Here is an 18,197-nt window from a genome sequence, read left to right as displayed (position 1 = left end):
CGGCGAGCTTCAGCCGGCGCGCTGCTGCGCGATCACCAGCAGCCCGTCCATGATCAGGCTCTCGACCAGCTCGAAGTGGCCGTTCATCACGGGCGCCATCTTCCAGCCCGCGCCGCCGGTCATGTAGCAGGCCGGCTCGGCGCCGCAGTGCGAGCGCACGTGCTGCACCATGCGCTCGACCGCGCCGGCGATGGCGTAGGTGCCGCCGCTGGTCAGCGCATCGCTGGTGTTGGTGGGGAATTCGCGCACCTCGCCGGTGGGCACGTGCAGGCCCGCGGTGCCCGACTCGAGCGCGCGCAGCATGATGCCGTGGCCCGGCAGGATCAGGCCGCCGAGGAACTTGCCGTCGGCATCGACGGCCTCGACCGTGACCGCGGTGCCGATCAGCACCACCACCATGGGTCGCGGCGCGCCTTCGCGCAGCATGCGGTGGCGCGCACCGATCATCGCGACCCAGCGGTCGGCACCGAGGCGCGTGGGATGGTCGTAGCCGTTGACGATGCCGGCCTCGGCGAGGCTGGGCATGACCCAGCGCGGCGGACAGTCGAAGCGCTCGACCACCTGCTCCTCGGCGCGGCGGCGCAGCGCATCGCCGGCGACGACGCAGCCGAGCATGCTGGAAGGCGATGGAAGATCGGCCCAGGGGCCGTCGGCGAGCCGCTCGATGTGATCGAGGAACTCTGCACCCTGCGCCAGCAGGGCGGCGCCGGGGCGAGCCGCATCGTAGAGCGCCCACTTGAGGCGCGTGTTGCCGATGTCGATCGCGAGAAAGGGAGCGGTGGCTGCGGACATGCGCGGCATTATTGCGACTTTGTGACTATTCCTGCTGTCGCGGTGTTGTCGGTCGCGGTCGGGGACTACGCGGGGGCACCCCGGCGCGCCGCTACATTCGCGAATTCCATCGACCACCGACCAAGGAGAGAACCATGGGATTGTTGAGTTTCATCAAGGAAGCGGGCGAGAAGCTGTTCGGCGGCTCGTCGGCCCAGGCGGCCGAACCCGATGCCAACGACAAGGCCGCGGCCGCCATCAAGACCTACATCGAGACGCAGAACCTCGGCCTCACGAACCTCGCCGTGACCTATGTCGCGAGCACCGGCATCGTGACGCTGGCGGGCAACGCGCCCTCGCAGGAAGCCAGCGAGAAAGCCTCGCTCGCGGCCGGCAACGTGGCCAACGTGACGAGCGTGGAGAACAACCTGGTCGCGCCCGCGGCACCGCCCGCGCAGTACCACGACGTGGTCAAGGGCGACACGCTGTCGGCCATCTCCAAGAAGTACTACGGCGACGCCAACAAGTACAACGCGATCTTCGAGGCCAACAAGCCGATGCTTTCGCATCCGGACAAGATCTATCCGGGGCAGAAGCTGCGGATTCCGCCTTTGAACTGATCTTTCGCGACTCGTACAGGAAAAGGCCCGCGGCTTGCCCGCGGGCCTTTTTCTTTGAACTCGGCGACTTGCCGAATGTCGCCTCAATAGCAACAATCGTCGCCCAATGAGCAACGATTCTTCCTTGATGGACCTGCTGTTCCCCGCCGCGCGGCAGCGCGTGCTGGCGGTGCTGCTGCTGCAGCCGCAGTCCGCATTCCATCTGCGCGAGCTGGCGCGCCTGACCGACAGCCATGCGGGCACGCTCGCGCGCGAGGTGGACAAGCTGGCGCGCACCGGCCTGCTCAAGCGCAGCGAACAAGGCAACCAGGTGCGCTACAACGCTGACACCCGCCATCCTCTGTTCGAGGACCTCGCGGCGATGTTTCGCAAGACACATGGCGTGGTGCCCGCCGTGCGCGAAGCACTGGCACCGCTGGATGCGCAGATCCGGTTCGCGCTGGTGTTCGGCTCGATCGCGCGCGGCACGCCGTCTCCGGGCAGCGACGTGGATCTTCTCGTGCTGGGCAGCGTCGACTTCATGACGCTCGCGCAGGCGGTGTTTCCCCTGCACGCGACGCTGGGCCGCGAAGTGAACACGGTGCTCTACACAACCGAGGAATTTGCACGGCGCGCACGCGCCGGCGATGCCTTCGCACGCGACATACTCGCCAAACCCAAACTGCTCGTGAAGGGAGGAGCGGATGAGCTTGCAGAACTTGCAGGCGATCGGGCGGCTGCAGGTCCACCAGCCTGATGCCGCGGGCATCGCCAAGCTGCTTCAGGCGGCGCGTCGCAACCTGGCCGACGCGCATGTCGCACAGGTCAGCACCGACAACCGCTTCGATGCGGCCTACAAGTGCATCATGCAATGCGCGATGCTGGGCCTGTGGGCCAACGGCTACCGCACGGCCACCAGCCAACCGGGCCACCACCAGACGGCCATCCAGAGCCTGGGGCTGACGATCGGCGTGGCGCAACCGGACATCATCGTGCTCGATGCGCTGCGCCGGCAACGCAACGTGAGCGACTACGAGGGCGACCCGATCTCCAATGCCGCGCTCCAGGCCTGCATCGACCAAGCCGCGCAATTGCTGGCTGGTGCCGAGGGTTGGCTGCGCGCCCATCGGCCCGATCTGCTGTCCCCTTAGCGGCTCAGTTCTGCTTCCAGGGCAGCCCACGCTTGCGCCACCCCCCAACAAACCCCCGGTGGCCGTTCTCGTCCGGATTCCCCTCGAACCCCTCGAGGATGTTGTAAGCCTCCACCCCCAGCTCCGTCGCCCGCTTCGCCGCCGCGATCGAACGCACACCGCTGCGGCACAACAGCACCACCTTCTTCCCACCTTCGCCAGCCGCGCGCACGCCCTCGTCGAAGCCCGGGTTCAACGCCATCCCCGGCCATTGCTTCCACGCCAGCGGCACCGCGCCTGGCACGAAGCCGACCCACTCGCGCTCGGCATCGGTGCGCACGTCGACCAGCACGGCCTCGCCGCTGGCCATCCATTGCGCCGCCTGCTCGGGCGTCACGTCGCCGGCATAGCCTTTTTCACCCACGGGTTCGGTCATCTTTTGCATTCCTTCCAATTCGATCGATGGCAAGAGGGTTCCCACGAAGCGGCGGCCATCTTTACCGGTTCCCGGTGGCCGTCGGATGGTGAAATTTTTCACCGGTTCGTGAAAACCCTGTTTGTCGTGTTTTGCTGCGCGCCAAAGATGGCGGCTTGGGCCTGTCAACCATAACTCCAAGACGGCGGCCTGGGATTTCCCCAGTCAGACCTATGGAGAGAGACAACATGACAGACAGCAAATCGACCCGCCGTCGCAGCCTGCTCAAGGGCGCCGCGGTGGCCGCAGGCGCCATGTCGGCGCCGATGGTCGCCATGGCCCAGACCACCACCCTGCGCTTCCAGAGCACCTGGCCGGCCAAGGACATCTTCCACGAGTACGCGCAGGACTACGCCAAGAAGGTCAACGACATGGCCGGCAGCCGCCTCAAGATCGAGGTGCTGCCCGCGGGCTCGGTGGTGCCGGCCTTCCAGCTGCTCGATGCCGTCGCCAAGGGCACGCTCGACGGCGGCCACGGCGTGGTCGCCTACTGGTACGGCAAGAACTCCGCGCTCGCGCTCTGGGGCTCGGGCCCGGGCTACGGCATGGACGCCAACATGATCCTGGCCTGGCACACCTACGGCGGCGGCAAAGCGCTGATGGACGAGATCTACAAGAGCCTCAACCTCGACGTCGCCTCGTACCTCTACGGCCCGATGCCCACGCAGCCGCTGGGCTGGTTCAAGAAGCCGGTGTCCAAGGCCGAGGACATGAAGGGCCTGAAGTTCCGCACCGTGGGCCTCGCGGTCGACGTGTTCACCGACATGGGCGCGGCCGTGAACCCGCTGCCCGGCGGCGAGATCGTGCCCGCGCTCGACCGCGGCCTGATCGACGCGGCCGAGTTCAACAACGCCTCGAGCGACCGCGTGCTGGGCTTCCCCGACGTGGCGAAGAACTGCATGCTGCAGAGCTTCCACCAGTGCGGCGAGCAGTTCGAGGTGCTGTGGAACGGCGCCAAGCTGCGCGCGCTGCCGCCCGAGCTCAAGGCCGTGATCGAGTACGCGACCCAGGCCGCGAGCGCCGACATGAGCTGGAAGGCGATCGACCGCAACTCCAAGGACTACGAGGAGCTCAAGAAGAGCGGCATCAAGTTCTACAAGACGCCCGACTCGGTGCTGCGCGCGCAGCTCGCCTCGTGGGACAAGACCATCGCGAAGAAGTCGGCCGAGAACCCGCTGTTCAAGAAGGTGCTCGATTCGCAGCGCGCCTTCGCCGAGCGCGCGGGCCAGTGGCAGAACGACTACTCGGTCGATTTCAAGATGGCCTACAACCACTACTTCGGACGGCAGGCCAAGAAGACCTGAACGGGTCTTCCGGCCAGAGAAAGAACGCGAGGGCACCCCGAGGCGGGTGCCCTCTTCTCATTCCCGATTTCGCCAGGCGCGGGCCGCGCACGACACGCGCAGCGCCCGGCGAGGAGTTCGTCCCGATGCAATCCTTCCTGTTGGCGGTCGACCGGTTCTCGACGTGGATCGGCAAGACTTTCGCCTGGTGTGCCCTGCTGCTCACGCTGCTGATCAGCTGGGAGGTGTTCTCGCGCTACGTGCTCAACCGGCCGCATGCCTGGGTGCTCGACGCGCAGATCATGCTCTACGGCGCCATGTTCATGACCGCCGGGGCCTACACGCTCTCGAAGAACGGCCACGTGCGCGGCGACGTGCTCTACGGCTTCTTCATGCCGCGCACGCAGGCGCTGGTCGACCTGGTGCTCTACATCGTCTTCTTCCTGCCCGGCATCATCGCGCTGACCTGGGCCGGCTGGATCTACGCGAGCGAGGCGCTCGCAATCCGCGAGCAGACCTTCTCGGCCGAGCCGCTGCCGCTGTACCCGTTCAAGTTCGTCATCCCGCTCGCGGGCTTCACGCTGCTGTTGCAGGGCATCGTCGAGATCATCCGCTGCGTGCAGTGCATCCGCGACGGCGCCTGGCCCTCGCGCGAGGAGGACGTCGAGGAGGTCGACGTCGAGAAGCTCAAGGAGATGGTGCACGTGAAGGACGCCGACATCGCCGCGCTCGACCGCGTGGTGGTCGCCAACGAGGCACGGGAGGGCGCGCGATGAAGATCCGCCGCGAACTCTGGTTCGGCCTCACCTTCATGGCCCTGATCGTGATCGGCGGCGCCACCGTGCTGCTGCGCGCCGAGACCATCACCAACGGCCACCTGGGCCTCTTGATGCTGTCGCTCGTGGTGGTGGCGATCATGCTGGGCTTTCCCACCGCCTTCACGCTGATGGGCATGGGCATGCTCTTCACCTTCCTGGCCTACGACCGCGACTGGCACCGCACGCTCGACCTGATGGTGCAGTCGGCCTACAAGACCATGGCCAACGACGTGCTGATCGCCGTGCCGCTGTTCGTCTTCATGGGCTACCTGGTCGAGCGCGCCAACCTCATCGAGTCGCTGTTCAAGAGCCTGCACCTCGCGCTCGCGCGGCTGCCGGGCGCGCTCGCGGTCGCCACGCTCGTGACCTGCACCATCTTCGCGACCGCCACCGGCATCGTCGGCGCGGTGGTCACGCTGATGGGCCTCTTGGCGCTGCCCGCGATGCTGCGCGGCGGCTACAGCGTGCCGCTGGCCGCGGGCGCGATCACCGCGGGCGGCTGCCTGGGCATCCTGCTGCCGCCTTCGGTGCTGCTGATCGTCTACGGCGCGACGGCCGGCGTGTCGGTGGTGCAGCTCTATGCGGGCGCCTTCTTCCCGGGCCTGATGCTGTCGGGCCTCTACGTGCTCTACGTGATCCTGATCGCGAAGCTCAAGCCGCAGTGGGCTCCGCCGCTGTCGGCCGCCGAGCGCGTGGTGCCGCTGCCGCCGCTGACGCAGCGGCTCGCGAGCAGCCCGACCGCGCATGCGCTGGTCGGCCTGCTCAAGGGCAAGCGCAACGGCGACGTGCCGTTCTCGCACGTGCTCAAGCAGCTCGGCATCGTGGCGCTGCCCGCCGTCATCTACGCGCTGCTGGCGCTGTCGAGCTACAAGGCCGTGACCACGGTCGAGGCCGAGGCACGCTACGACATCGAGGAGATCGGTGCCTCGCGCGGCAGCAGCAGCGGCAGCAGTTCGGGCGGCTTGCAGGAACCGCCGGCCGAGGGTGGCCTGCAGGAGCCGCCGAGCGAGGGCGGGCTGCAGGAACCGCCGAGCGAGGAGCCCGCGGCCGGCGCCGTCGCCGAACCGCCGGGTGCCGAAGCACCGCCGGCGGCGCCCGCGCCCGCCACCACGGAGACCGCGCAGACCACGCCGGCCGGTGCCAGCACCAGGCCGCCGCCCACCTGGTGGGTCGCGACCTTCTCGGTGCTGGGCGCGCTCACGGCGCTGTTCTACCTGTTCCTGAGCTTCGCGCGGCTCGAGATCTTCAAGATGCTGCTGGCCTCCTTCTTCCCGCTGCTGCTGTTGATCCTCTCGGTGCTGGGCTCGATCGTGCTGGGCCTGGCCACGCCCACCGAGGCCGCGGCCATGGGCGCGCTCGGCGGCATGCTGCTGGCGGCGGCCTACCGGCGGCTCAACTTCACGGTGCTCAAGGAGTCGGTGTTCCTCACCGCCAAGACCTCGGCGATGGTGTGCTGGCTGTTCGTGGGCTCGGCCATCTTCTCGGCCGCCTTCGCGCTGCTCGGCGGCCAGGCGCTGGTCGAGGAATGGGTGCTGAGCATGAACCTCACCAAGGTGCAGTTCCTGCTGCTGAGCCAGGTGATCATCTTCCTGCTCGGCTGGCCGCTCGAGTGGACCGAGATCATCGTGATCTTCATGCCGATCTTCATCCCGCTGCTCGACAACTTCGGCGTCGATCCGCTGTTCTTCGGCCTGCTGGTGGCGCTGAACCTGCAGACCGCCTTCCTGTCGCCGCCGGTGGCGATGGCGGCCTTCTACCTCAAGGGCGTGAGCCCGCCGCATGTCACGCTGAACCAGATCTTCCTCGGCATGCTGCCCTTCATGGGCATCCAGGTCCTCGCGATCTTCCTGCTCTACATGTGGCCGCAGATCGGCCTGTGGCTGCCGCAGCTGCTCTACAAGTAGTAAGAACGACGGCGGAGGGGAAACGCATGGCGGCGGCCGACCACCGACCGCCGCCATGCGCGCGGTCTCACTCGCCCTCGATCTTCGCGGCCTCGACCACCTTGCCCCAGCGCACGTATTCGGCCTTGCTGTAGTCGGCGAGCTTCTGCGGGTTCATGTAGTCGGCCGTGGCGCCGAGCTCGGCGGCCTTCTGCTGGAAGGCCGGCGTGGCCACCACCTTGGCGATCTCGGCACTGAGCTTGTCGATCACGGGCTGCGGCGTCTTGGCGGGCGCGAACACGGCGAACCACGAGGTCGCGTCGAGGTTCGGCAGCCCGACCTCGGCCGCGGTCGGCACGCTCGGCAGCGAGGCCACGCGCGCCTTGCCGGTGACGGCCACCGCGCGCAGCTTGCCCGACTGGATGAAGGGCATGAACGGCGGCGGCGTGCCGAAGGTCATGTCGACCTGCGCGCCCAGCAGGTCCTGCAGCGCCGGGCCGGTGCCCTTGTAGGGGATGTGCGTGAGCTGGATGCCGGCCTGCTGCTCGAGCATGGCGCCGGTCACGTGCTGCAGCGAGCCCGGGCCCGAGGAGGCATAGGTCAGCTTGCCCGGGTTGGCCTTGGCATAGGCGATCAGCTCGGCCATGGTCTTCACCGGCAGGCCCTCGCGCACCACCACCACCTGCGGCGCGCTCAGCACGTTGGCCACGGCGCGGAAGTCCTCGGGCACCCATTGCGCCTTCTGCTTCGTGACGTGGGGCGAGATCACGTGGTAGCCCGAGTACTGCATCAGCAGCGTGTGGCCGTCGGCCTCGGCGCGCTTGACCGCCACCGCCGCGATCACGCCGCTGGCGCCGCCGCGGTTGTCGACCACCACCGGCTGGCCCAGCGCCTTCCCCAGCGGGTCGGCGAGCATGCGCCCGGCGATGTCGGTGGTGCCGCCGGCGGCCGTGGGCACCAGCATCGTGATCGGCTTGGAGGGATAGGTCTGGGCCATGGCCGGGCCGGCGAGCAGCGCGGCCGCGGCCAGCGCGGCGATGAAGCGAAGGGGTTGCATTCGAATGTCTCCTGGTCTTGTGGGATGAAAGGGAAGCGAAGCGGTCTCAGTGCGCGCGCGCGGCCTCGCGCGCCAGCGCGCGTTCGCGCGTGGCCTCGAAGTCCGCGGGCGGCGCATGCAGGTCGAGCCGGCGGCCGGCCTTGACGATCTGGCTCGGGATGTCGTGGCCGATCAGCGCCGGCAGCCGGCGCGCGGCATCGATCACGCGCTCGAGGTCGACGCCGGTGTCCCAGCCCGAGAGCTCGAGCGCATGCACGATCTCCTCGCTGCAGACGTTGCCGGTGGCGCCCGGCGCATAGGGGCAGCCGCCGATGCCGCCGATCGAGGCATCGAAGCGGCGTGCGCCGGCGTCGATGCCGGCCAGCACGTTGGCCAGCCCCATGCCGCGCGTGTTGTGGAAGTGCAGCGTGAGCTCTGTGCCGGGCCAGCGCTGCCGGAAAGCGCGCGCGAGCCCGTGCACCTGGCCGGGCCAGGCCATGCCGGTGGTGTCGCACAGCGTGACGCCGCCGGCGCCGAGCTCCTCGACGAAGCGCTCGCACCAGCCGAGCACGCCGGCCTCGGGCACGTCGCCCTCGATCGGGCAGCCGAAGCTGCACGACAGCGAGACGTTGACCGCCACGCCGGCCTGGCGCGCGAGCGCGGCCACCTCGGCCAGCGCGCGGAACGACTGCTCGCGCATCATGCGCAGGTTGGCGAGGTTGTGACTCTCGCTGGCCGACATCACGAGGTTCATCTCGTCCACGCGCGCATCGATGGCGCGCTCGGCACCGCGCACGTTGGGCACCAGCGCGGTGTAGGCCACGCCGTCCACGCGCTCGATCTCGCGCAGCACCACCTCGGCGTCGCGCAGCGCGGGAATGGCCTGCGGCGAGACGAAGGCCGAGACCTCGATCTTCGCCATGCCGGCGCGCGAGAGCGCGTTGCACAGCGCGATCTTGTCCTCGGTCGGCACGAAGGCCGCCTCGACCTGCAGGCCGTCGCGCAGGCCCACCTCGCACATCCGCACGCGGCGATCGCCGTCGAATGTTCTTCCGTTCCAGACCGCGTCGTTCATGCAACCACCTTCCTGCCGCGCAAGGCGGCGATGTCTTCCGATGTGAATCCGATCTCGCCGAGCACCGCGTCGGTGTCGTCGCCCAGCCGCGGCGCCGAGGAGCGCACCGTGCCCGGCGTGCCCATGAGCTTGGGCACCACGCCGGGCACCTCGATCTCGTGGCCGTCGCGCGTGGACTGGCGCAGCAGCATCTCGCGCGCGCGGTAGTGCGGGTCCTCGGCGATGTCCTTCGCGGTGTAGACCTTGCCCGCGGGCACGCGCGCCGCGCCGAGGACTTCGAGCACCGTCGCCACCGATTGCGGCAGCGTCCAGGCCTCGATCGCCTGGTCGATCTCGGGCACGCGCGCCACGCGGCCCGCGTTGTTCGCGAGCGCGGGATCGGCGCCGAGGTCGTCGCGGCCGATGCTCTGCATGAGCCGGCGGAAGATGCTGTCGCCGTTGCCCGCGATCAGCACGTAGCCGTCGGCGCAGCGGTAGGCGTTCGAGGGCGCGATGCCCGGCAGCGCGCTGCCCGCGGCCTCGCGCACCGCGCCGAAGGCGCTGTACTCGGGCACCAGGCTCTCCATCACGTTGAACACCGCCTCGTTGAGCGCCACGTCGATGACCTGGCCCTGGCCGCCGTTGACCTTGCGGTGGTAGAGCGCGGTCAGCACGCCGATGGTGCCGTGCAGCGCGGCCAGCGTGTCGCCGATCGAGATGCCGCAGCGCACCGGCACCCGGCCCGGCTCGCCCGTGAGGTGGCGCAGCCCGCCCATGGCCTCGCCGATGGCGCCGAAGCCCGGCAGGTCGCGGTAGGGGCCGGTCTGGCCATAGCCCGAGATGCGCAGCATGACCAGGCCCGGGTTGCGCTCGCGCAGCACCTCGTAGCCCATGCCCCAGCCCTCGAGCGTGCCGGGGCGGAAGTTCTCGATCAGCACGTCGGCCTCGGCGATCAGCCGGCGCGCGATCTGCTGGCCCTCCTCGCTGCGCAGGTCGAGCGCCAGCGAGCGCTTGTTGCGCGACTGCACCTGCCACCAGACCGAGGTGCCGTCCTGCAGCAGGCGCCAGTTGCGCAGCGGGTCGCCGCTGCCGGGCGGCTCGATCTTGATCACGTCGGCGCCGAACTCGCCGAGCGTCTTGCCGGCAAAGGGGCCGGCGATCAGCTGGCCCATCTCGATGACGCGCAGGCCTTGCAGCGCGCCGGGACTCAGGGGAAGGTTCATGGCTTGGGGGCTTTCTCGGCGAAGGCGACGGCGGACGCATGCAGCGCGCCGCTCGCGGGGGAACGTGAAGCGACCGACGGGCGCGGCTCGCGCCGGCGCAGCGATTCGGGCAGCGCGAAGGCCAGCAGCGCGGCGCACAGCAGCGCCAGCGCGCCGATGACGTAGAGCGCGGGCGTGGTGCTGCCGCTCAGGTCCTTGATGCGGCCCACCATCACCGGGCTCACGATGCCGCCGAGCTGGCCCAGCGTGTTGATCAGCGCGATGCCGCCGGCCGCGGCCGCGCCGCTCACCAGCTTGGGCGGCAGCGCCCAGAAGGCCGGGATCGAGGCGATCACGCCCGCGCCCATCACGGCCAGCGCGAGCACCAGCAGGTCGGTGTGGTGGTCGAACAGGCCGGCCGCGAAGAAGCCGATGGCCGCGAGCAGCAGCAGCGCGATCACGAAGCGGCGGCGCTCGCCGCTGCGGTCCGACAGCCGCCCGACCACCACCATCGCGATCGCGCCGCACAGGTAGGGCACGGCCGTCAGCAGGCCGATCGCCGTGGGATCGGTGCTGCCCGAGGCGCGGATCAGGTGCGGGGCCCAGAAGTTGAGGCCATAGGACGCGACCTGGATCAGGAAGTAGATCAGCCCGAGCATGAGGAAGCCCGGCGTCTTCAGCGCGTCGAGCAGCGAGCCATGGGCGCCGGCCGCGCCACCCTGCTCGGCGATGCGCTGCGACAGCCGCGTGCGCTCGTCGGGCGTGAGCCAGTGCGCGTCGGCGATGCGGTCGTCGAGCCGCACGAACACCAGCAGGCCGAGCGCGATGCACGGCAGCCCGCCGACCAGGAACAGCCAGTGCCAGCCGGCCATGCCGAGCAGGCCATCGAAGTGCGCGAGCACCAGGCCCGCGGCGGGCGCGCCGAACAGGCCCGCGAAGGCCGAGGCCAGGAACAGCATCGAGGTGACGCGGCCGCGGTGCGCGGCGGGGAACCACAGCGTGAGGTAGAACAGCACGCCGGGCGCGAAGCCCGCCTCCATCGCGCCGATCACGAAGCGCAGCGCATAGAACTGCCACTCGGTCTGCACGAACATCATGAGCGCGGTGGCCACGCCCCACGAGACCATGATGCGCGCGATCCAGCGCCGCGCGCCGACCTTGTAGAGCATCAGGTTGCTCGGCACCTCGAACAGCACGTAGCCGACCACGAACAGCCCGGCGCCGAAGCCGTAGGCGGTGTCGCTCAGGCCCAGGTCGCTCTGCAGCGCGAACTTGGCGAAGCTGATGTTGATGCGGTCGAAGAAGGCGAAGAGATAGCACACCATGATGAGCGGCATGATTCGCCACGCGACCTTGCGCACGATGGCGCCGTCGTCGTCGAGGAGGGAGGTGGGGGTAGCCATGGGAGCCTTTGTCTGCGCGGCTCGCCAGCACGACGCCGCATTCGTTGCCCGGATTCTGGGCAGCGCGGCCGCGCGGGAGAACGACAAAGGCGCGCACGCAGCTTTCGCGGAACGCGAAAGCGCCCGAGGGTTAACCCTGGCAGAGGTGGTCGATCAGGGTGCGCACGTGGCGCGGCACCACGCCGGCGTCGCGCAGGCCGATCAGCAGCCGGCGCTCGGCCCAGGCGTCGTCGAGCGCGATCTCGCGCAGGCCCATCGAGCGCAGGTGCGGCTGGATCGCCGCGTGCGGCAGCACGGCCACGCCCATGCCGGCCGCCACCATCTGGCACACGGCATCGAAGCTGCGCACCTGGATGCGCAGCCGCAGCCGCCGGCCCAGCGCCTCGGCCGCGGCCTGCAGCCGCTGCGCGAGCGAGGTCTCGGCCGGCAGGCTCACGAAGTCGTACTCGGTCGCCTCCTCGAGCCGCACGCTGCGCCGGCGCGCCAGCGGATGGCCGCGCGGCACCACCATCACCAGCCGGTCGACGCGGTAGTTGACGAGGTGCAGCCCGAGGCTCGGCGTGCCCTCCGCGAAGATGCCCGCGTCGGCGCGGCCGTCGAGCACCGCGAGCACGATCTCGCTGCTGTTGCGTTCCTCGAGCTCGATGCGGATGCCGGGATTGGCCGCCACGAAGCCCGACAGCCCGCGCGGCAGGAACTGCGTGACGGCCGAGGTGTTGACCCACAGCCGCACCACGCCGAGCACGCCCGAGGCGTAGTCGGACAGGTCGGCCGCGAGCTGGTCGACGTCGTCGAGGATGCGCTGCGCATGGCGGTGCAGCGCATCGCCCGCCACCGTGAGCGTGACGCCGCGTGAATGGCGCTCGAGCAGCGGCGTGCCCACGGCCGCCTCGAGGTCGGAGATGCGCTTGCTGGCCGCGCCCACCGCGAGGTGCGCGAGCTCGGCGCCCTTGCTGATGCTGCCGGTGCGCACCACCAGGTTGAACAGCGACAGCGAGACCAGGTCGAGGCGGTGCAGGTTCATGGCGTGGGCCCGTGCCTCAGCGGCGGCGCTCGACGTAGGGCCGCGCCTGCAGCAGCACGATGCGCTCGCCCACGGTGGCCCATTCGATGTCCTGGTCGACGCCGCCGAAGCCGCGCTTGACCGCCGCGCCCACGTTCGCGAGCCGCACCACGAGTTCGTCGGTCAGCACGCCGCGGCCGGCCTCCAGCGGCACCTCCTTCACGCCACCGTCCTTGTCGAGCTGCAGCGCGCTGTCCTCGGCCGAGCGGCTCAGCACCTGGATCGCCTTCGACCAGCTCGAGTACATGAGCTGCTCGGCCACGCGCCGGCCCTCGACCACGCGGATGCCGATGCCGCGCTTGGCCGAGATGTAGGTGACGTGCGGATGGCCGGCGTCGAAGGGGTCGCGCGTGATCATCACGCCCGCGCTGGTGGCGTCGATCGCGGTCTGCACGAACACGCCCATCAGCACCGACTCGGCACCGAAGCCCGCGGCGCCGCGCGCCTCCCAGGCCTCGGCATTGAAGACCGAGGCCCAGACCTTCTTCACCGCGAGCTCGAGCGCGTCGCCGCTCTTCACGTTGGGCACGGTGGTGTAGAGGCCGGCGCCGCTGAAGCCCGGCAGGTCCTCGGAGTTGGACGAGCTGCGCACGAACACGCCGCCGCCGCCGAGCTGCGACTGCCAGGCCGCGCGCCACGCGGCCGCGGTGGCGGGATCGACCGGCCACTGCACGATCTCGGCGCGCAGTGCCTCGAGCGCGCGCTGGCGCACCAGCGGGTCGGCCGCGAAGCCCGGCGCCTGCTGCATGCGCGCGATGCGCTCGGCCAGGCCGTTGGCGCGCATGAAGCGGTCGTAGTGCGCGAACGGAATGCAGAAGCCGTCGGGCACGCTGGTCGACGGGATGCGCGCGGCCTGCAGCGCGCCGAGGTTGGCCGCCTTCACGCCGCATTGCGCGCTGTGGCGAGCGCGCAGCGAAGCCAGCGGCAGCAGCCGCGCTTCGCGCAGGTCGGGCCGCACGGCCGCGGCGCCACCCGGCGCGGCGCTGCCGCGGCCCATGGCGGCCGTGCGCGCGGCGCGCGTGGGCAGCGCCGCGATCTCTTCCGGCGTGAGCGGGCGCACCTGGTAGCCCGAGGCCGCGACCTTGAGCGCCACCCACTGGCCCGCATGCGCGCGCAGCGCCTCGGCCGCGTCGCGCACGTAGGCATTGGGAATGCCCCAGCCCTTGGCCAGCAGGTTGACGTGCGACAGCGCCGTGGACGGCCGCTCGGTCAGCACGCCCGCCACCGGCGGCAGCGCGATCGGCACCTGGCGCAGCACCGCGATGTCCTCGGGCAGCAGGGCGTTGACCGCGCCATCGTCCTCGACGATGCGCACCCGGCCGCTGGCGGTGCCGAGGTTCATCGGCAGGTAGGGCTGCTCGCGGATCAGCGCCTCCTGCGTCACGAAGTCGACGCCGGCCTCGCGTGCCACGCGTTCGTGCAGCGTGGAGTTGGTCTTGAACTTCACGGGCGCGAAGAAGCTGGCCTTCACCGCGCGGTCGGCCTCGCGCAGCAGCGGCGCGGTGAGCCGGTCGCCTTCCCAGAATTCGTAGCCGAAGCCCGCGACGTTCTGCTGCCAGCTCAGCGTGCCGAACAGGAAGCGGCGGTCGGGCACGAGGTAGTTGCGATCGATCTCGCGCTTGCCCGCGTGGGGCGCCAGGCCGGTGTCGCGCACGAAACGCACATGGAGCTGCCAGCGCGGCGTGTCGAGGTAGTACACGCGCGGCGCCGGCTTCGCGCGCCGGTCGATCACGAACAGCACATGCGGCAGCGCCATCGGCGTGCCGGCGTCGTAGGTGCGCGCGAGCGCGTCGAAGTCGGCGCGGCTGGCGAGCGCGGGCAGCGACGAGGCGCCGCCGGCGGGACGCACGGGCGAGGCCGGTTCCTCCACGCGCTTTTGCGCGTCATAGAACGAGGGCTTGCGCGCGAGCTGCGCATCGGCGGGCAGGGGCACGAGAACGGACAGGCACGACACGAACAGCGCGAGCCGGCGCGCAACCGCGCCGCGTGGAAGGTGCCTGGGGTCGTTCTTCATGCGCTTGTCTCTGTCCTTCGTTGCCGACGAGCGCGGATTCTCGCTCCACCGCCGCCACCGGCGCGCGCGGGCCCCAAGCCCCGTGCCCGGCAGCGGTCATCGGCGAGGGCTACAGTGCGCTCGCAAAGGAGAGCCTTGTTCCATGTCCACCCCCTACGACTTCGATCTCTTCGTCATCGGCGGCGGCAGCGGCGGCGTGCGCGCCGCGCGCATGGCCGCGCAGACCGGTGCCCGCGTCGGCCTGGCCGAGGCCGCCGAACTCGGCGGCACCTGCGTCAACGTCGGCTGCATTCCCAAGAAGCTCTACAGCTACGCGGCCGGCTATGCCGAATCCTTCGAGGAAGCGGCGGGCTACGGCTGGCAACTGCCGGGCGAGCCGGTGTTCGACTGGTCGCACCTGAAGTCGCAGCGCGCCACGGAGATCTCGCGGCTCAACGGCATCTACGCCTCGCTGCTCAAGAACTCGGGCGTCACGCTGGTCACGGGCTGGGCCCAGCTCGCCGATGCCCACACGGTGGAGGTCGACGGCAAGCGCTACACCGCGCGCCACCTGCTGGTGGCCACCGGCGGCACGCCCTTCGTGCCCGACATCCCGGGCCGCGAGCACATCGTGACCTCCGATGCGATGTTCGACCTCGACCCGTTCCCGCGCCGCCTGCTGGTGGTGGGCGGCGGCTACATCGCCTGCGAATTCGCCTCGATCTTCAACGGGCTCGACGCGCAGGTCACGCTGCTGCACCGCCGCGCGCACCTGCTGACCGGCTTCGACGACGACGTGCGGCAGTTCCTCGCCAACGAGATGGGCAAGGCCGGCGTCGACGTGCGCCTGAACTGCGAGGTGGCCTCGGTCACGCGCACCGCCGACGGCCTGGTGGCCACGCTCGCGCGCGGCCAGCAGATCGAAGCCGACACGGTGCTGTTCGCCACCGGCCGCGTGCCCAACACGCAGGGCCTGGGCCTCGAGGCCGCGGGCGTGGCGCTCGACGAACGCGGCGCGATCGCGGTCGATGCGCACTACCGCAGCTCGGTGCCTTCGATCTACGCGGTGGGCGACGTCTCCACGCGCGTGCAGCTCACGCCGGTGGCGCTGGCCGAGGCGATGGTGGTGGTCGACGAACTGTTCGGCAAGGGCAAGCGCCGACTCGACTACGAGTTCATTCCCACCGCCGTGTTCACGCACCCGAACATCGGCACCTGCGGCTACGGCGAGCTCGACGCGCGCGCGAAGTTCGGCCAGGTCACGGTGTTCTCGAGCGAGTTCAAGTCGCTGCGCCACACGCTCTCGGGCCGCAGCGAGCGCACCTTCATGAAGCTGGTGGTCGACACCAAGAGCGACCGCGTGGTGGGCCTGCACATGGTGGGCGCCGACGCCGGCGAGGTGGTGCAGGGCTTCGCGGTCGCGATGCGCGCGGGCGCCACCAAGGCGATGTTCGACAGCACGGTGGGCATCCACCCCACTGCTGCCGAGGAGTTCGTGACGATGCGCGAGCCGATGCCGGGCTGAGGCCCGGTTCAGGCCTGCGCCGGCTTGTCCTCGAGCAGCCGCACCAGCGTCCACAGCAGCCGGTTGGCCGGCACCGGCACGCCCAGCGCCTCGCCGCGGCGCAGCACGAAGCCGTTGAGATGGTCGATCTCGCTGCGCTTGCCGCGCGCGAGGTCCTGCGCGGTGGAGGAGAACTGCGCGGGCATGGTGCGCGCGATGCCCGCCACCGCGGCATCGATGTCGCCCGGGATCGTCACGCCCTCGGCCCGCGCGACCGCGAGGCATTCGGCCACCACGTCGCGCAGCACGCCGGGCACGCCCTCGTTCTGAACCAGCACGCCGTAAGGCAGCTGCGTGATCGCCGACAGCGCGTTGTAGGCGCAGTTGAGCACCAGCTTGGCCCACAGCGCGCCGCGCACGTTGTCGGAGATCTCCGTCGGTACGCCAGCCGCGCGCAACGCCTGCGCCACTTCCTCGCCGCGGGCCGAGGGCGCGATCACGAGTTCGCCGCGGCCGTTGTGCTTGACGTGGCCCGGGCCCGCCATGCCGGTCGCGACATAGACCACGGCCGCGGCCACCTCGTGGGACCGCAGCACGGAGCGCGCGCGCTCGTCGTTGTCCACGCCGTTCTGCAGCGTGAGCACCAGCGCGCCGGGCGCGAGGTGCGGCGCGATCTGCGCGGCGGCGGCCTCGGTGTCGGTCGACTTGACGCAGAACAGCACGAGGTCGGCGCCCCGCACGGCGTCGGGCTCGGTGCTCGCGGTCATCGGCACGTGTTCGTCGAAGCTCTGGGCCTCGAGGCGCAGGCCGCGCGCCTGCACGGCTTCCACGTGCGCGGGCCGGCCGATCAGCACCACCTCGTGGCCCGCGCGCGCCAGCATGGCGCCGTAATAGCAGCCGACCGCGCCGGCGCCCATGACTGCGACTTTCATCGATGCATCGTCCTTGTCGTGAGAAGGGATGGCGAGCGTAACCACTCGCGCGTTTTCATGCCTCGGCCTCGACGCCGCGCGACTTCTGGCCCTCGTCGAGCAGCCAGGCGCGAAAGGCCGCGAAGGCCGGCAGGTCGAGCCGGTCGGGCCGGTAGCAGAGGTAGTGGCCCTGGTTCACGCCGACCGGCGTGCCGCAGGGACTGAGCAGCGAGCCCTCGGCGAACTCCTCCTGCACCAGCAGCTTCGGCACCAGGCCGATGCCAAGCCCGTTGAGCGCGGCCTGGATCAGCGCCGAGTACTGCGCGAAGCGCGGGCCGGCCACGGTCTGCACCTCGGGCACGCCGTGCTGCGCGGCCCATTGGCGCCAGGCGGTGGGCGCGCCCTCGTGATGCAGCAGCGTATGGCCGAGGATGTCGGCCGGCTGCGCGATGCGGTGCCGCCCCTCGACCAGCGAGCGCGCGACGATCAGCACGAACTCGCGGCCCGCGATGTATTCGGACACCACGCCGGGCCAGCCGTCGGGGCCGTAGCGGATCGCCGCGTCGACCCCGGCCGGGATGCCGTCGCTGGGCTCGAGATGGCGGCTGAAGCTCAGCATGACGTGGCGGCTCTTCTGGCTGAAGGCGGGCAGCCGCGGGATCAGCCACTTGGTGAGGAAGGTGGGCACGCTCGCGAGCGTGAGCAGGCCGGCGCCGGCATCGCCCGAGCGCGCCTCGAAGGTGGCGGTCTCGATCGCGCGCAGGCCGCCCGCGATCTTCTGCCAGTAGACGCGGCCCTGCGGCGTGAGCTGCACGCCGCGCCCGTTCTTCTGCAGCAGGGCACGGCCGAGGAAGGCCTCGAGCCCCGCGATCTGCTTGCTGACCGCGCTCACGGTGATGCACAGGGCGCCGGCCGCGAGCGTCAGGCTCTCGTGGCGCGCCACCGCGTCGAAGGCCAGCAGCTCCTGGATGGTGGGGCAGTCGCGCTTCATGCATGGCTCCGGTTGATGAAAGTTCGGTGAAAAACAGTTGCCAAGCACTCAAGTGTCGTCATCCAACTTTCACCCATGAAT

At 70.2% G+C, this 18,197-nt stretch carries 17 protein-coding genes; 7 read left to right on the top strand and 10 right to left on the bottom strand.

The annotated features are described in order from the left end of the window. Positions 1 to 9: 9 nt before the first annotated feature. Entirely contained in the window at positions 10 to 792 is a 783-nt protein-coding gene (locus tag AC07RM_RS31030) for a type III pantothenate kinase (protein ID WP_093354459.1), read from the bottom strand. A 134-nt stretch (positions 793 to 926) separates the two neighbouring features. Between AC07RM_RS31030 and lysM the strand changes: the two genes are divergently transcribed. From lysM to AC07RM_RS31015, 3 genes are all read left to right on the top strand, one after another. Then, on the top strand, positions 927 to 1,391 hold the full coding sequence (gene lysM, locus AC07RM_RS31025) for a peptidoglycan-binding protein LysM (protein ID WP_093354195.1): 465 nt from the start codon (positions 927 to 929) through the stop codon (positions 1,389 to 1,391). Between the two features lie 106 nt (positions 1,392 to 1,497). Continuing rightward, positions 1,498 to 2,127: a nucleotidyltransferase domain-containing protein gene (locus AC07RM_RS31020; RefSeq protein WP_093354193.1), complete on the top strand. Its 630-nt coding sequence runs from the start codon at positions 1,498 to 1,500 to the stop codon at positions 2,125 to 2,127. Then, positions 2,075 to 2,521: a DNA-binding protein gene (locus tag AC07RM_RS31015; RefSeq protein WP_093354190.1), complete on the top strand. Its 447-nt coding sequence runs from the start codon at positions 2,075 to 2,077 to the stop codon at positions 2,519 to 2,521. Before AC07RM_RS31020 ends, AC07RM_RS31015 begins: the two co-directional genes overlap by 53 nt. A gap of 4 nt (positions 2,522 to 2,525) precedes the next feature. Here AC07RM_RS31015 and AC07RM_RS31010 read toward each other — a convergent pair whose 3' ends face one another. Then, on the bottom strand, positions 2,526 to 2,936 hold the full coding sequence (locus AC07RM_RS31010; protein WP_203203189.1) for a rhodanese-like domain-containing protein: 411 nt from the start codon (positions 2,934 to 2,936) through the stop codon (positions 2,526 to 2,528). A 227-nt stretch (positions 2,937 to 3,163) separates the two neighbouring features. On the opposite strand from AC07RM_RS31010, the gene AC07RM_RS31005 reads away from it, so the two are divergent. From AC07RM_RS31005 to AC07RM_RS30995, 3 genes are all read left to right on the top strand, one after another. After that, positions 3,164 to 4,279, top strand: a complete 1,116-nt coding sequence (locus tag AC07RM_RS31005) for a TRAP transporter substrate-binding protein (RefSeq protein ID WP_208514018.1) — start codon at positions 3,164 to 3,166, stop codon at positions 4,277 to 4,279. A gap of 125 nt (positions 4,280 to 4,404) precedes the next feature. Continuing rightward, positions 4,405 to 5,034: a TRAP transporter small permease subunit gene (locus AC07RM_RS31000; RefSeq protein WP_495336948.1), complete on the top strand. Its 630-nt coding sequence runs from the start codon at positions 4,405 to 4,407 to the stop codon at positions 5,032 to 5,034. Further along, positions 5,031 to 6,980: a TRAP transporter large permease gene (locus AC07RM_RS30995; protein WP_495336947.1), complete on the top strand. Its 1,950-nt coding sequence runs from the start codon at positions 5,031 to 5,033 to the stop codon at positions 6,978 to 6,980. The genes AC07RM_RS31000 and AC07RM_RS30995 overlap by 4 nt, the downstream gene beginning before the upstream one ends. Positions 6,981 to 7,047: 67 nt before the next feature. On the opposite strand, the gene AC07RM_RS30990 is transcribed toward AC07RM_RS30995, so the two are convergent. From AC07RM_RS30990 to AC07RM_RS30965, 6 genes are all read right to left on the bottom strand, one after another. After that, the gene (locus AC07RM_RS30990) at positions 7,048 to 8,016 is read right to left on the bottom strand and encodes a Bug family tripartite tricarboxylate transporter substrate binding protein (RefSeq protein ID WP_398499335.1); all 969 of its coding nucleotides are present in this window, start codon (positions 8,014 to 8,016) and stop codon (positions 7,048 to 7,050) included. 46 nt (positions 8,017 to 8,062) lie between these two features. Continuing rightward, positions 8,063 to 9,070, bottom strand: coding sequence for a hydroxymethylglutaryl-CoA lyase (locus AC07RM_RS30985; RefSeq protein ID WP_495336946.1), 1,008 nt, complete (start codon positions 9,068 to 9,070; stop codon positions 8,063 to 8,065). Beyond that, the gene (locus tag AC07RM_RS30980; protein ID WP_495336945.1) at positions 9,067 to 10,272 is read right to left on the bottom strand and encodes a CaiB/BaiF CoA transferase family protein; all 1,206 of its coding nucleotides are present in this window, start codon (positions 10,270 to 10,272) and stop codon (positions 9,067 to 9,069) included. Before AC07RM_RS30980 ends, AC07RM_RS30985 begins: the two co-directional genes overlap by 4 nt. Beyond that, complete coding sequence (locus tag AC07RM_RS30975) at positions 10,269 to 11,654, bottom strand: MFS transporter (protein ID WP_495336944.1); 1,386 nt, start codon at positions 11,652 to 11,654, stop codon at positions 10,269 to 10,271. The genes AC07RM_RS30980 and AC07RM_RS30975 overlap by 4 nt, the downstream gene beginning before the upstream one ends. Positions 11,655 to 11,784: 130 nt before the next feature. Next, positions 11,785 to 12,678, bottom strand: a complete 894-nt coding sequence (locus AC07RM_RS30970; protein WP_203203197.1) for a LysR family transcriptional regulator — start codon at positions 12,676 to 12,678, stop codon at positions 11,785 to 11,787. A 16-nt stretch (positions 12,679 to 12,694) separates the two neighbouring features. Then, on the bottom strand, positions 12,695 to 14,731 hold the full coding sequence (locus AC07RM_RS30965) for a PEP/pyruvate-binding domain-containing protein (RefSeq protein WP_495336943.1): 2,037 nt from the start codon (positions 14,729 to 14,731) through the stop codon (positions 12,695 to 12,697). A gap of 142 nt (positions 14,732 to 14,873) precedes the next feature. Between AC07RM_RS30965 and gorA the strand changes: the two genes are divergently transcribed. After that, positions 14,874 to 16,235 carry a glutathione-disulfide reductase gene (gene gorA, locus AC07RM_RS30960; protein WP_495336942.1) on the top strand — a complete coding sequence of 454 codons (1,362 nt, stop codon included), beginning with the start codon at positions 14,874 to 14,876 and terminating at the stop codon, positions 16,233 to 16,235. 8 nt (positions 16,236 to 16,243) lie between these two features. On the opposite strand, the gene AC07RM_RS30955 is transcribed toward gorA, so the two are convergent. Then, positions 16,244 to 17,146: a ketopantoate reductase family protein gene (locus tag AC07RM_RS30955; protein ID WP_495336941.1), complete on the bottom strand. Its 903-nt coding sequence runs from the start codon at positions 17,144 to 17,146 to the stop codon at positions 16,244 to 16,246. 55 nt (positions 17,147 to 17,201) lie between these two features. Continuing rightward, positions 17,202 to 18,116 carry a LysR substrate-binding domain-containing protein gene (locus tag AC07RM_RS30950; protein ID WP_057592576.1) on the bottom strand — a complete coding sequence of 305 codons (915 nt, stop codon included), beginning with the start codon at positions 18,114 to 18,116 and terminating at the stop codon, positions 17,202 to 17,204. Between the last annotated feature and the right edge of the window lie 81 nt (positions 18,117 to 18,197).

The sequence above is a fragment of the Variovorax sp. GW821-FHT09B05 genome (assembly GCF_059418265.1).
Note: the sequence above shows the minus strand (reverse complement) of the source record. Positions and strands in the feature narration are given on the sequence as shown.